Consider the following 13306-nt stretch of genomic DNA (forward strand, 5'->3'; position numbering starts at 1 on the left):
TTGTCGGAAATAAAACACAACTAAAAAGATTATAGATGACAAATCTTGAAACGAAAACGATTTCGTTAGAATCATTAGGTATTAAAAGTTCTACCGTTCGTTATCAGTTAACTTCAGAGGAGTTACACGGTTTAACTATTGAAAAAGGACAAGGTAAAGAATCTGCGTTTGGTGCCATTGCAGTAAATACAGGTGAGTTTACAGGAAGGTCTCCTATGGATAGATTCATAGTTAAAGACGAAATCACTAAAGATCAGATTTGGTGGGGTGATATCAATATCCCATTCGATTCAGAAAAATTTGACAAATTATACGATAAAGTAACTGCTTATTTATCTGATAGAGAGGTTTTTGTAAGAGATAGTTATGCTTGTGCTGACGAAGACTATAAGTTAAATATTAGAGTTGTAAACGAATATCCATGGAGTAATATGTTTGCTTATAACATGTTTTTACGTCCAACAGCTGAAGAGTTAAAAGACTTTTCTCCAGAGTGGACTGTAATTAACGCACCAGGATTTATGGCAGATGCAGAAGTTGATGGTACACGTCAACATAACTTTGCTATCTTAAACTTTTCAAGAAAAGTAGCTTTAATTGGTGGAACTGGATATACAGGAGAAATCAAAAAAGGTATTTTCTCTGCGTTAAACTTTATTTTACCAGTATATAAGAACACTTTACCAATGCACTGTTCTGCAAATGTTGGTAAAGATGGAGATACAGCAATTTTCTTCGGATTATCTGGAACTGGAAAAACAACATTATCTACTGATCCAAACAGAAGTTTAATTGGAGATGATGAGCATGGATGGACTTCTGAAAACACGGTTTTCAATTTTGAAGGAGGTTGTTATGCTAAGGTTATTGATCTTTCTCAAGAAAAAGAACCTGAAATTTACGGAGCAATTAAAAAAGGAGCAATCCTTGAAAATATTGTAATGGATGATAAAGGAAATGTAGATTTCGCTGATACATCTATTACTCAAAATACTCGCGTGAGTTATCCAATTCACCACATTGAAAATATTAGAGTTCCTTCTATTGGAAAGAATCCTAAGAATATTTTCTTCTTAACGGCAGATGCATTCGGTGTTTTACCTCCGATTTCAAAATTAACTCCAGGTCAGGCTGCTTATCACTTTATTTCTGGATACACAGCTAAGGTTGCTGGAACAGAAGCTGGTGTTACTGAGCCATTACCAAGTTTCTCTGCTTGTTTTGGAGCACCATTTATGCCATTACACCCAACTCGTTATGCAGAAATGTTAAGCGAGAAAATGAAAGAAACTGGTGTTAATGTTTGGTTAGTAAATACAGGATGGTTTGCTGGTCCTTATGGAGTAGGAAACAGAATGAAATTAAAATATACTCGTGCTATGATCAATGCAGCTCTTACTGGAGGATTACCAGAAGAGATTACATATGAAGATTACCACATTCATTCAGTATTTGGTTTAGCCCAACCAAGAAAGTGTCCTGGAATTCCATCGGAATTATTAAGTCAGCGTCAAGCTTGGAATAATGATGAAGGATATTATGAAACAGCACATAAATTAGCAGATTCTTTTAGAGCTAACTTTAAGAAGTTCGAAGAATATGCAAATGAAGAGATATTAGCTGGTGGTCCACCAATCATCAAAAAATAAAAATTAAAAGCATCCTAATTAGGATGCTTTTTTTTTGAATTCTAATTACTTTAGCGTAAAACAAGTAAATAGATGATTGTTCAAGGAAAAATAGTAGATATAGTCAACAAAAAAATCTTTAAAGGAGAAGTTGAAATAGAAAACGGAAAAATAAAATCTATTAGAGAGAGCAATCATGCTGTTGAAAAGTATATTCTTCCTGGTTTTGTTGATGCACATATACACATAGAAAGTTCAATGTTGGTTCCATCTGAATTTGCTAAAATAGCTGTTACTCATGGAACCGTTGCAACAGTTTCTGATCCTCATGAAATAGCTAATGTTTTGGGACTAGAAGGTGTGTATTTTATGATTGATAACGGAAAGAAAGTTCCTTTAAAATTTAATTTCGGAGCACCTTCATGTGTACCTGCTACTTCCTTTGAAAGTGCAGGAGCTGTCATAGATTCGGAAGACATAAAAGTCTTATTACAAAACCCAGATATTAAGTATTTGGCGGAGATGATGAATTATCCAGGTGTAATTCATCAAGATAGCGAGGTGTTAAAAAAGATAGCTTGGGCAAAGTATTTTGGAAAACCCGTTGACGGTCATGCTCCAGGTTTAAGAGGTAAAAGCTTATGGAAATATATAGCGGCTGGTATAAAAACTGATCACGAATGTTTTACTTATAAAGAAGGATTAGAAAAGCTACAAAGAGGAATGAAAGTAATTATTCGTGAAGGAAGTGCGGCCAAAAACTTTGAAGCGTTAATTGATCTGCTTCCTGAGCATTATGAGAATATGATGTTTTGTTCTGATGATAAACATCCAGATGATTTATTAGTAGGTCATTTAAATCAACTTTGTGAACGCGCTGTAGCTAAAGGAATAGATGTGTTTAAAGTTTTAAAAGCGGCTTGTGTAAATCCAGTAAAACATTACAATTTAGATGTTGGATTGTTAAATGAAGGTGATGATGCTGATTTTATTGTTGTAGAAGATTTAGAAAAATTCAATGTTTTACAAACGTACATCAATGGAGAGTTAGTTGCTGAGAATGGTGAATCATTTGTAAAATCTGTTGAATTTGATGTGTTGAATAACTTCAATACTGATGTAAAGAAGAATTCGGATTTTGAATTTCATTCTGCATCAGAAAAGATTCGAGTTATTGAAGCGTTAGATGGAGAATTGGTTACTAATGAAATAGAAACAGATTCATTAATTAAAGATGGAAATTTAGTTTCAGATGTTGATAATGATGTTTTAAAAATGACGGTTGTAAATCGTTATAAAAATGCTGAACCTGCCATCGCATTTATCAAAAACTTTGGCTTGAAGGAAGGAGCAATTGCTAGTTCTGTAGGCCACGATTCGCATAATATTATTGCTGTTGGAGTTTCTGACGAAGCAATTTGTAAAGCTGTTAATTTATTGATTGAGAATAAAGGTGGTATTTGCGCTGTAAATGATTCAATAGAAAAAGTGGTTGCATTACCAGTAGCTGGAATTATGAGCGATCAACCGGCTGATGTTATCGGAAAAGCCTATGCTGAATTAGATGAAATGGCAAAAGAAATGGGAAGTAAATTAAAAGCTCCTTACATGACTTTATCTTTTATGGCTTTATTGGTTATTCCTGCATTGAAGTTATCGGATAAAGGACTATTTGATGGAAATTCGTTTAAATTTACTTCTGTAGAAATTAAATAGAGAACAATTCTAAAAAAATAAAAAAAGCAAATAGAAAATTTTTTCTATTTGCTTTTTGTTTTATGAAATAGAGATAAAATGTTTACCATCGAACTACAGTTTCTCTATTTTGATATACTACTTTACCATATTCAGTGATTTCAAATTTACCTTCTAACGAAGAGTTTGCGAAATCTGAAGTTAATTCTCCACTAAGTTGTTGCAATCCTAGGTTTTTCCAAATAGCCTGAGTTGGTTGTTCAGGTGTCATGGTTCCATTTCCTAAATTAAGCCCATCAAAGTTTAATGAAGTTGTTATAGTGTTTGTTGCAGTATCAATGCTATATGCAATTTCAAGTCCTCCAATATGACTTGTTCCTTTAATCGGAGTTGTTTGTGTGTTATTTGACATTGTTTTGTGTTTTTAATTAGTATTGAGTTTGTTGTGTTTCTATATTTTATTCAGTTGAAGAATCTAAATTGAATATCGAAGCTTTTATAGGAAGTTTTTCATAGTTTCTTCCTTTAAAAGTCATTCCACCGGATCCATTCCAGTCTGAGTCTAAAGACATATTTGTTTCAAATGGAAGTACGATTCCACTCAATTTATGTTGTGGAGGAAAATTCCCTCTGATATTTATCAATCGAACACTTTCTTTGAATCCAGAAGCGTGTGTAGATCCTGTAACTTGTCCAGAATAGACTTCTTCTTCACCATTGCTGATAGTTAATTTTACAGTTCCACTTACTGTATTTTCATATGGATGAACTAAAAGTGAAAATTGTAATACTGGTGACAACGGGTCAGCAATTTCTCCCATCACTCCTTTGAAATATATTGTTTTAGTAATTGTATTTGTATTCATGATTTAATTGAAGGTTTTGGTTTTTACCAATTGTTTTTAGGGCATTTTTGATTTGGTATAGCAACTTTTCTTCCAATTACACAACCGCAAATAGAACAGATATCCATATCTTCATCTGCCGATAATTTAAATTTATAAGCTATTTGTTCCGTTGCTTGAGTAATGAAAGGACAAGTTTTACATATGGCTTTTCTTTCATTTATCACTTCTTCACTTGCCATTTTAAATCCTGCTAAACCCCAATTCATAAAAGATTTAGCGCCATTTTTAACCAATTCAAAATTTGAATGGTTTGTTTTATTTTCTTGAGTAATCCCTACTTGAAGAAGACTTGGAATGAGGTCTTTTTCTGTTGAAGCTCTATAAATTAATCTCGCGAAAACATCATCTGTTTTTACACGTTCCACTAAACGATTAGGAAAAGGCTTTTCTAGTTCCAATAATTCTGTGATTCCTGTTTGTAAATCAATTCCTTGTTGTACTATTTCATTGAAAGGCGCTATCATAATATTAAAAGTTTAGTGAATGTTTAGAAGTAAATGAATATGTTCATCATCTTAAGACGATGAACATATCATCTATTTAACTCTGAATTGAGTATTAATTTTAACCGTTATATACTACAGTTACTTTGTATTGATCTCCATCTGGTACACAAGTAACGCTTACGTTTGGTGAAGCTCCTGAAGATGTCCATACATTGCTGTATTCGTATAAATTGAAACTTCCTGAATTCGTAAATTTTCCAGTATTTGGATCTAAAACTGCAATTCCGTAAGCAACACTACTGTGCTCACAACAACAAGGTATCCCAGAAGCTTGTGCTTCGATATATTCTCTCGCTGAATCCTGACCACCTGGAATTAAATTTGTCCAAGTACCTGTTGCGTTCATACAATTAGTTCCTCCTACTTCTACTTTTACTAAAGCATTACTTTTGTTGTCTACTGTTACAAATGCTCCTTTTCCCATGATATTTAAGTTTAGTTAATATGTTCCTACTCGTAAGGCTTTTCGGAATCCGCCTCGTTTTTTAAAGTGATTTCTGCTTCACTATGAGTTTGGTTAGTGTTAGTTTGTCTTTATTAATTTGAAGTAACATTGAATTATATACCGAAACACGGCTGGGTTTTTACTTCTGGTTTAATAGTTGACGATATTTAGATAGACTTTTTTAATAAGCCGTATTTTAGAATTTCCTTTTTAATTCTAGATTTTATGCATTATATGTTATCGTGATTAAATCCTCCTCACCAGGTTGAATTGTTATAGATATTGCATCAGATTTTGTTTTTACATCAGACGTCCAGTTATTATTTTCTTCATTTAAATTGAAGATTGTAATTGGGGTATATTCTCCGGTCATTGAGTTTAATTTTTCAATACCGTACATAACTGTTCTTGTTTCACAACAACATGGTATTCCTGAGGTTTTTGCCTCAATATATTTTCGATCTGAGGTGGTATTAGGAAGAATTAAATTTTCCCAAAAACCTGTTGTGCTCATACAATTTTCTCCACCTGTTTCTACTTTAAGTAAAGAGTTACTTTTATTTTCTACTGTTATGAATGCACCTTTTCCCATGATATTTAAGTTTGGTTAGTTTTGGTTAGTTTCAATTGATTAGAAGTAACTGTTATTTTGTTTACCGAAACACGGTTGAGTTTTTACTTTCTAAATTCAATTTGAACGTTTTAGAAATAAATTTGTTTATGAATTATTTCTGATGTAAAACTACTGTGAATAAGAAGGTTAAATTTTGAAAATGGAATAAGAAGGGATTTCTTTTCCATGAAAACGGAAAAAAAAGGAATGAAAATTAACACGTCATTGCGAGGTGCAAAGCGATCTTTGTCTTTTAAGTTAAATGTAGATTCTTACTTGAGATTACTTCATTTCACGTTGTTTCATTCGTAATGACGATTTGTGTTGTCATTACGAGGAAGTATGACGAAGTAATCTATTTTGTAAAATTAGAAATTACGTCATATATACAAATTACATTTAGATTTTATTTAAGCGTACGAACCTTTTTAATTAAATCTTTATAACGTTCGCTTAAAGTAATATGGTGTTTTCCTTGTAGTACAATAAGGTTATCTGAAGGAACTATTTCCGTAATTTTATCAATATTGGCAATATAATTTCTATGTGTTCTACAAAAAGAGTTTTCGTCTAATAGTTTTAAAATCTTGGTAAGCGATATTAAAATCACAAACTTTTCATTAGCAGTAATTATATTACAGTATTTCTCTTCAACCTCTATATAAATAATATCCGCTAATAATACTTTTTTAAGCGATTTTCCTTTCTTGATGAATAAGTAATCACTACTAATTACAGTATCTTCTTCATCTGTGATAAAAACATCATTTTGATCGTAGAATTTTTCTACGGCCATTTCAATAGCATATAACACTTCCAGTTCATTGAAAGGTTTCATCAAAAAGCTAAAAGGTTGTGTGAGTTTAGCACGTTCAAATATTTTACGATCAGTAGAACTTGTTAAAAACACAAAAGGTTTAGAAGCATCAGGAACTGTATTAATAGTTTCAGCAAACGTAATTCCATCAGGAACACCATCTAGAAAAATATCAATAATTACAATATCTACTTTTACTTTGTAGTATAAATCAAGCGCTTCTTTAAAAGTTCTAGCAACTCCAGAAATGGTATAATTGTTTTCGTTTAATACCTTAATTAGTTTATCACTTTCTTGAGGTGTATCTTCAATAATTAAAATATTAACATTATCCATCTAAAACTGTTTTAGGTAAAGATACAATCATTTTTGTTCCTTTTCCTAATTCGCTTTCAATATCGAATTTTCCATTATTCTTTTTAATCATCGATTTTACCAATTGAATACCTAAACCAGTTCCAATAATGTCTTCGTGCTCTTTTTTATTCAGTAAAACAGAATCGTCTAATAGTTTTAATCGAGTAGCATCGCTCATTCCTAATCCTGAATCTTCTACAATTAAATTAGTAAACCCTTCAATAGTATTTGAACTATAAATTTTGATGAATCCGTTGGGTTGAGAAAATTTAATCGCATTATCAATAAGGTTTCTAAGCACAATTTTTAAAGATTCTTGATCCGCCTGAACAAACTCTTTTTTAGAAACTGTATTTTCAAAGTTTAACTCTTTTTCTAATAATAGAGGTTTATAATTATAAGCAACATGTTCTGTAATAATAAATAAACGTTGTTTCTCAATACTAAAGTACTGTTGCTCTGTTTGCATTAAAGCCCAGTTTAAAAGGTTGTCTAGTAAACCGTAAGCTCCGTTAACAATGGTACTGTTTTTATGAAGTAAGTTTTCTAATGCTTCTAGATTTTTGGAGGCCAAATTATCAAGTAAAATTTTATTACTAGATTTTAAGGCATTTACAGAAGAACGTAAATCATGACTTACAATTGAGAATAATTTGTCTTTGGTTGTGTTTAACTCATCTAACGTTTCTTTTTGAGCAGCTATAATTTTATTAGTTTTTACTTTTTCTCTAAAGAAATATGCACCAATACCTAAAAAGAGCAGTAAACCGATAGCCGAGTATAGAAAGATTTTTCGTTCAGTTTCTTTTAATTTGTTTTCAACTTGCAGTAAATCAACTTCCTTTTGTTTTGCTGCAACCGCAAATTCTTTTTCTTTTTTAGCAACTTCATATATCCTATTTTGATTATTTAAAGAATCTTTCCATTGAGCTGCTTCTTTCTTAAAGTTCAGAGCTTTTTGATAGTCTTTACGATTTTCTTCGACAACTGCCATGTTTTTAGTAGTAACAAATCTTGAATAAAAGTCATTAGTCGTTTTAGCAAGATTGTAGGCTTTTTTGAAGTATGGGATGGCCAAATCGTCTTTATATTGTTCATAATACAAAGTAGCCAAATCTCCATAATTACCTACTAATTCGATGGTGTCTTTTTGCTCTTCGAAAAACTTTGTGCTAGCAATTAAAAAATTTTCAGCCTTATCAAATTTTTTCAAATGAAGATAACATAACCCTAAGTTATGTTTTATTGTATTCTTTTCAATAAACTTGAATTCACTGTTTGGGAGTTCAATAACTCTTTCAAAATACTCTACAGCTTTACTGTATTTTCCTTGTTCTAAGATTAAAACACCTAATAAAACATTAGTTAAATTATGAAAGTAAAAGTCCTCAGATATGAGAGTATATTCTATTTCTGCTTCTTTTAAGATTTTTTTTTGATCAAAACTGTAGCCTCTAATAAAATGAGATAGATTGTTTAATCTTTCTGATTTTTGCATCGTTATTTGTTTTTGTGCATAAATCAGGGTGGAATCCCACTCTCTTTTGGAGAAAAATGTAATGGCTTTTTTAATAAAAGTTCCATTATCCAAATTATCTGAAATATTTAATAACTCATTCTTTAAAAGTTCAAATTCTTCAGTTTTTTTTTCTTGAGAAACTATTATTGAGGGTTTAAAAAAAAGAGATAGTAATAATATTAATATAACTTTATTCATGTGTACTGATTAGTTATTTACACAAAGCTATTTAAAAAAAATTACTATTCTCTTTATTGTAAATATTAGTTTGGGCGTTTCACCGTAGTTGTGGTTCCTCTAGAACCTTCAGGATCTGAGTCCCAATTGATAACTTTTATAGAACTTAGGTTGTTTGATAAATTAGGTACTTGAGAAGGAGAAAATTCAATTTCAACAACAAAAGGATAAAAAACATTAGAAGATATAAATGAATCTTGTGATGCAATATAAATCGAAACTTTATCCAAATCAGTTACCAAATAGTTAATATCAAAAGTCATATTATTGTTAGTTGGAAGGTTAGCTTCTGAAACAAAAATTACAGCTGAAAGAAGAACCTTTTCGCCTGAGCCTGATCCAGTCATTTGTGCTGTTATTGAGGGTGATAAAGGTCTGATAGAAGGTGCTGATAACACAATTTTTTGAGATGGGTTAGTGCTGCTATTTACCGTCCCGAATTGAGTTCCTGGAGTAAAAGTATTTGTTGCCATAATAATTTAGTTTTAGGTTTAACATTTTAGTTAAAACAAATCAACAAATTATAATTGGCTTTTAAAAGTTTAAAGGTATAAGTATTGTTTTTATTGGAATAAGTGATTGAAAAAGAGGAAGGAAAAATTAAAACCGTATCGCCAATTTTCGCATTAAACGTAAAACTTCTACGTATAACCAAATTAAAGTAATAAGCAATCCCCAAGTGGCTAACCATTCTCTTTCTTTCGGATATCTTCCAACTTGTCTATCGATATAATAAAAGTCAAGTAATAAGGAAAAAGAAGCTATAATGGCCGCAACAATATTAAATCCAATGGCAAACCAAGAAGTTCCCCAAAGTATTGGAACATCTATTTTTAAAAACCATAAAACCCATCCGATAAAATAAAAAAGAAAAATAGTAGCTGAAGCTGTAATTACAATTGCTCTGAACTCTCGAGTAACTCGAATGAGCTTTAAACGGTACAAAAACAACATCACAAAAAAAGTGGTTATAGTTACTGCAATGGCTTGAAAAGGTAAATTTGGAAAACGATTATGGGCATACGCACTTATTCCTCCTAAGAAAAATCCTTTAGCAACCGCATAAATTGGAAGTAGATATTTTGCTGAACTGTGTTTAAAGGAAATAAACAAGCTGCATACAATAGCAACAAACATTCCGATAGTAGTATACCATTTAACTTCAACTCCAGCGAAAAAAAGTCTCCAAGTATACGTCGCTGTAATTCCGACCAAAGTGAGCATTGCGAAAGATTTGAATATAATTCCTGAGATGCTCATTTTGCTTTTAGAATACGTTTTTTGCTTTCGCCAGAAATAACGATTAAAAGCTGGGTTTGAAGTACGTAAACCAAAAATTGACATTACCTATAAAATTTAACGTCATTACGAACGCAGTTTACTCCCGAAGCTTCGGGAGAAGTAATCTGTTTTATCTCGATATAAGGATTGCTTCATTTCACTTTGTTTTATTCGCAATGACAAGACTAACTTAAAATTGTAGTAGTTTTGTGTTAGTACAAAGTACAATAAAATTTGAAGACAGAGAAAATCATATTAGGTATTGATCCCGGAACAACTATCATGGGATTCGGAATTATAAAAGTTATTGGTAAAAAGATGGAGTTTGTTCAAATGAATGAATTGATCTTAAAAAAATATGATGATCATTACTTGAAGTTAAAACTCATTTTTGAGCGTACAATTGAGTTGATAGATACCTACAAACCTGATGAAATTGCTTTAGAAGCTCCCTTTTTTGGAAAAAACGTACAGTCGATGTTAAAGTTGGGACGTGCACAAGGAGTGGCGATGGCAGCGGGATTATCAAGAGAAATTCCAGTTACAGAATATGCGCCATTAAAAATTAAAATGGCAATTACTGGAAATGGTAAAGCAAGTAAAGAGCAAGTAGCTATGATGCTCAAATCGCTATTAAATTTAAAAGAATTACCTAAGAATTTGGATGCTACAGATGGCTTGGCTGCTGCGGTTTGTCATTTTTATAATTCGGGCACTAAAGTTGGTGGTAAAAACTATACAGGTTGGGCAGCATTTGTAAAGCAAAATCCAAGTAAACTGAATAAAAAATAGAGTTGTAATTGTCCGGAATTTACATTCACATACCGTTTTGTAAGCAAGCCTGTTATTATTGCGATTTTCATTTTTCAACTTCTCTGAAAAGAAAAGATGATATGATGGAAGCGTTGATCTCAGAACTTGAATTAAGAAAAGATGAATTCAGTAATGAAGAAGTAGCTACGATTTATTTTGGAGGAGGAACACCAAGTGTTTTGTCTTCAGAGGAAATTAAATTGTTGATTGATAATGTAGATCAAAATTATAAAGTAATCCAAGATCCGGAGATTACATTAGAGGCAAATCCAGACGATTTATCAGAAGAGAAAATTATTGAGTTATCAAATTCTCCTGTAAATCGATTAAGTATTGGAATTCAATCGTTTTTTGAAAGAGATTTAAAACTGATGAATCGAGCTCATAATGCCGAAGAAGCCAAAAAATGTTTGTCTGTAGCGACTCGCTACTTTGATAATATTTCAGTCGATTTAATTTACGGTATACCGAATACAACAAATGATGAATGGAGAGAAAATATTGAAACAGCTTTGTCTTTCGGAGTACCTCATATTTCGAGCTATGCATTAACTGTAGAACCGAAAACTGCACTTCAAAGTTTTATTGAAAAAGGCATTATTGACGATGTGAATGATGAGTTAGCACAGGAACAATTTCTAATTTTAGTTGATGAGCTAGATAAAGCAGGATTTATTCATTATGAACTTTCTAACTTTGGAAAAGAACACTTTTTTAGTAAAAACAATTCGGCATATTGGCAAGGAAAAAAATACTTAGGCATTGGTCCATCAGCACACTCTTTCAATGGAAAAGAGCGCAGTTGGAATATTGCTAATAATGCCATTTATATCAAGAAAATAAAAGAGAAAGAATTGCCTTGTGAAATTGAAGAGCTATCTGTTACAGATCGTTATAATGAGTATGTAATGACAGGTCTACGAACTGTTTGGGGAGTTGATTTTAAAAGGATAGAACAAGAATTCGGAAATCAATATTTACAGTATTTGAAGATGCAGGCAGAGAAATTTATTCTTCAAGATTTATTGTATATTGAAAACGATACGTTGAAAACCACTAGAAAAGGAAAGTTTTTAACTGACGGAATTGCTTCCGATTTATTTAAACTGAATTTATCTTGATCGCAGAAATAAAACACAACTCAAAGAAATATAAAATTGATTTAAGTAAACCAATTGATATTTCGATTCCGATTGATATTCAAACTCAAAATGTAAATGCTTGGTATTTAGATGATCCTAAAATATTTCCAGAGCAATTTGATGAGCAAATTATTAGTGTTTCTGAAGGTGCTGCGGTCAATTTTAATAGCATTCAATTCAATCCACATTCTCATATTACACATACAGAATGTGTTGGTCATATCACAAAAGAAGTACATTCTATAAATAAGAATTTGTCTCAGTTTTTCTTTTTTGCAGAAGTAATTACAGTTGCTCCGGAATCGAAAGATGGAGATGAGGTGATATCAAAAAAGCAATTGCAACTTGCATTAGGAAATAAAAAAAGAGATGCTATCGTAATTAGAACACTTCCTAATGTAAAAGATAAAAAAGGAAGGCGATATTCAAATACCAATCCACCATATCTATTGGAAGAAGCAGCCATTTATTTAAGAGAAAAAGGAATACAACACTTACTTATCGATTTACCTTCTGTAGACAGAGAAAAAGATGAAGGATTATTGTTGTCTCATAACGCATTTTGGAACACTAAAGGTGAAATAAGGTTAGATGCTACCATTACAGAATTTATTTATGTTCCAAATTCTGTAAAAGATGGTACGTACTTTTTAAACTTGATGATAGCACCATTTGAAAATGATGCTACACCAAGTAAACCTATTTTATATGCATTAGAATAGTGTAATTCTATTTTCTTTGATAGTAAGCTACAATACTAGCTTTTGCAATAGTGTTGTTTCCTAAATAGTAACCTACAACGGCTGGATTTGTTTCTGCTGTTAATCCCAGTTTTTCAGTTTTCAATGCGTAAACTGTAATTACATATTGATGTATTCCATGACCTTTTGGAGGACATGGTCCACCAAAACCTTTTACCCCGTAATCAGTAATACTTTGAATTACTCCTTTAGGAAGTAAATTCAGATTTATGTTTCCTGCATTTTCTTTAAGTTGATTCATGTTAGAAGGAATGTCAAACACTAACCAATGCCACCATCCACTTCCAGTTGGAGCATCAGGATCATACATAGTAATAGCGAAACTTTTTGTTCCTTCAGGAACATTTTTCCAAGAAAGTTCTGGTGATGTATTTTCTCCTACACAACCAAATCCATTAAATTCTTCTTTTAATGTAGCTTGACCGGATAACGTTTTGCTTGTTAAGGTAAATGTCTTTTGACCAAATGAGTTAAGTGACGTTAAAATTAAGAAGCTTGATAGAATGAATAATTTTTTCATGATATTAATATTAGTTACCATGCAAAATTAGAGGCGAACTCCTAAAAAGTTGTGTGTAAAACAG

The 13306-nt window shown here is 31.7% G+C and carries 15 protein-coding genes; 5 read left to right on the forward strand and 10 right to left on the reverse strand.

The window, feature by feature from the left end; translation table 11 throughout:
* Positions 1 to 35 precede the first annotated feature (35 nt).
* Both pckA and ade read left to right on the forward strand, forming a co-directional pair.
* Entirely contained in the window at positions 36 to 1649 is a 1614-nt protein-coding gene (gene pckA / locus ABNT61_RS14830) for a phosphoenolpyruvate carboxykinase (ATP) (protein ID WP_348743780.1), read from the forward strand.
* A gap of 72 nt (positions 1650 to 1721) precedes the next feature.
* On the forward strand, positions 1722 to 3344 hold the full coding sequence (gene ade, locus ABNT61_RS14835; RefSeq protein ID WP_348743781.1) for an adenine deaminase: 1623 nt from the start codon (positions 1722 to 1724) through the stop codon (positions 3342 to 3344).
* 82 nt (positions 3345 to 3426) lie between these two features.
* Here ade and ABNT61_RS14840 read toward each other — a convergent pair whose 3' ends face one another.
* The 9 genes from ABNT61_RS14840 to ABNT61_RS14880 form a co-directional block, all read right to left on the reverse strand.
* Positions 3427 to 3735 (reverse strand): hypothetical protein, encoded by a 309-nt coding sequence (locus tag ABNT61_RS14840; RefSeq protein ID WP_348743782.1) that lies wholly within the window; start codon positions 3733 to 3735, stop codon positions 3427 to 3429.
* A 46-nt stretch (positions 3736 to 3781) separates the two neighbouring features.
* Positions 3782 to 4189, reverse strand: a complete 408-nt coding sequence (locus ABNT61_RS14845) for a DUF1842 domain-containing protein (protein ID WP_348743783.1) — start codon at positions 4187 to 4189, stop codon at positions 3782 to 3784.
* A gap of 23 nt (positions 4190 to 4212) precedes the next feature.
* A complete protein-coding gene (locus ABNT61_RS14850) occupies positions 4213 to 4695 on the reverse strand; it encodes a hypothetical protein (RefSeq protein WP_348743784.1) in 483 nt (160 codons plus the stop codon).
* A 100-nt stretch (positions 4696 to 4795) separates the two neighbouring features.
* Positions 4796 to 5161, reverse strand: a complete 366-nt coding sequence (locus ABNT61_RS14855; RefSeq protein ID WP_348710051.1) for a hypothetical protein — start codon at positions 5159 to 5161, stop codon at positions 4796 to 4798.
* A 244-nt stretch (positions 5162 to 5405) separates the two neighbouring features.
* Positions 5406 to 5774: a hypothetical protein gene (locus tag ABNT61_RS14860; protein ID WP_348743785.1), complete on the reverse strand. Its 369-nt coding sequence runs from the start codon at positions 5772 to 5774 to the stop codon at positions 5406 to 5408.
* Between the two features lie 427 nt (positions 5775 to 6201).
* On the reverse strand, positions 6202 to 6948 hold the full coding sequence (locus ABNT61_RS14865) for a response regulator transcription factor (protein ID WP_348743786.1): 747 nt from the start codon (positions 6946 to 6948) through the stop codon (positions 6202 to 6204).
* Positions 6941 to 8686, reverse strand: a complete 1746-nt coding sequence (locus tag ABNT61_RS14870) for a tetratricopeptide repeat-containing sensor histidine kinase (RefSeq protein ID WP_348743787.1) — start codon at positions 8684 to 8686, stop codon at positions 6941 to 6943. The genes ABNT61_RS14865 and ABNT61_RS14870 overlap by 8 nt, the downstream gene beginning before the upstream one ends.
* Before the next feature lie 65 nt (positions 8687 to 8751).
* Positions 8752 to 9198, reverse strand: a complete 447-nt coding sequence (locus ABNT61_RS14875; RefSeq protein WP_348743788.1) for a hypothetical protein — start codon at positions 9196 to 9198, stop codon at positions 8752 to 8754.
* Positions 9199 to 9325: 127 nt separating this feature from the next.
* A complete protein-coding gene (locus tag ABNT61_RS14880; RefSeq protein WP_348743789.1) occupies positions 9326 to 10069 on the reverse strand; it encodes a Bax inhibitor-1/YccA family protein in 744 nt (247 codons plus the stop codon).
* A 171-nt stretch (positions 10070 to 10240) separates the two neighbouring features.
* Between ABNT61_RS14880 and ruvC the strand changes: the two genes are divergently transcribed.
* The 3 genes from ruvC to ABNT61_RS14895 are packed head-to-tail and all read left to right on the forward strand — an operon-like array spanning position 10241 to position 12683.
* A complete protein-coding gene (gene ruvC / locus ABNT61_RS14885; protein ID WP_348743790.1) occupies positions 10241 to 10798 on the forward strand; it encodes a crossover junction endodeoxyribonuclease RuvC in 558 nt (185 codons plus the stop codon).
* Positions 10799 to 10806: 8 nt separating this feature from the next.
* Entirely contained in the window at positions 10807 to 11940 is a 1134-nt protein-coding gene (hemW, locus tag ABNT61_RS14890) for a radical SAM family heme chaperone HemW (protein WP_348743791.1), read from the forward strand.
* Positions 11937 to 12683: a cyclase family protein gene (locus ABNT61_RS14895; RefSeq protein WP_348743792.1), complete on the forward strand. Its 747-nt coding sequence runs from the start codon at positions 11937 to 11939 to the stop codon at positions 12681 to 12683. Before hemW ends, ABNT61_RS14895 begins: the two co-directional genes overlap by 4 nt.
* A gap of 7 nt (positions 12684 to 12690) precedes the next feature.
* Here the strand turns inward: ABNT61_RS14895 and ABNT61_RS14900 are convergent, their stop codons facing one another.
* Positions 12691 to 13242, reverse strand: a complete 552-nt coding sequence (locus ABNT61_RS14900; RefSeq protein ID WP_348743793.1) for a YbhB/YbcL family Raf kinase inhibitor-like protein — start codon at positions 13240 to 13242, stop codon at positions 12691 to 12693.
* Positions 13243 to 13306: the final 64 nt, after the last annotated feature.

The organism is Tenacibaculum sp. 190524A05c (genome assembly GCF_964036595.1).
GTDB classification, from domain to species: domain Bacteria; phylum Bacteroidota; class Bacteroidia; order Flavobacteriales; family Flavobacteriaceae; genus Polaribacter; species Polaribacter platacis.

Excerpts from the sequence above, each read along its gene's own strand:
- pckA (WP_348743780.1), top strand. The coding sequence starts at position 36 with ATGACAAATCTTGAAACGAAAACGATTTCGTTAGAATCATTAGGTATT.
- ade (WP_348743781.1), top strand. The coding sequence starts at position 1,722 with ATGATTGTTCAAGGAAAAATAGTAGATATAGTCAACAAAAAAATCTTT.
- ABNT61_RS14840 (WP_348743782.1), bottom strand. The coding sequence starts at position 3,735 with ATGTCAAATAACACACAAACAACTCCGATTAAAGGAACAAGTCATATT.
- ABNT61_RS14845 (WP_348743783.1), bottom strand. The coding sequence starts at position 4,189 with ATGAATACAAATACAATTACTAAAACAATATATTTCAAAGGAGTGATG.
- ABNT61_RS14850 (WP_348743784.1), bottom strand. The coding sequence starts at position 4,695 with ATGATAGCGCCTTTCAATGAAATAGTACAACAAGGAATTGATTTACAA.
- ABNT61_RS14855 (WP_348710051.1), bottom strand. The coding sequence starts at position 5,161 with ATGGGAAAAGGAGCATTTGTAACAGTAGACAACAAAAGTAATGCTTTA.
- ABNT61_RS14860 (WP_348743785.1), bottom strand. The coding sequence starts at position 5,774 with ATGGGAAAAGGTGCATTCATAACAGTAGAAAATAAAAGTAACTCTTTA.
- ABNT61_RS14865 (WP_348743786.1), bottom strand. The coding sequence starts at position 6,948 with ATGGATAATGTTAATATTTTAATTATTGAAGATACACCTCAAGAAAGT.
- ABNT61_RS14870 (WP_348743787.1), bottom strand. The coding sequence starts at position 8,686 with ATGAATAAAGTTATATTAATATTATTACTATCTCTTTTTTTTAAACCC.
- ABNT61_RS14875 (WP_348743788.1), bottom strand. The coding sequence starts at position 9,198 with ATGGCAACAAATACTTTTACTCCAGGAACTCAATTCGGGACGGTAAAT.
- ABNT61_RS14880 (WP_348743789.1), bottom strand. The coding sequence starts at position 10,069 with ATGTCAATTTTTGGTTTACGTACTTCAAACCCAGCTTTTAATCGTTAT.
- ABNT61_RS14900 (WP_348743793.1), bottom strand. The coding sequence starts at position 13,242 with ATGAAAAAATTATTCATTCTATCAAGCTTCTTAATTTTAACGTCACTT.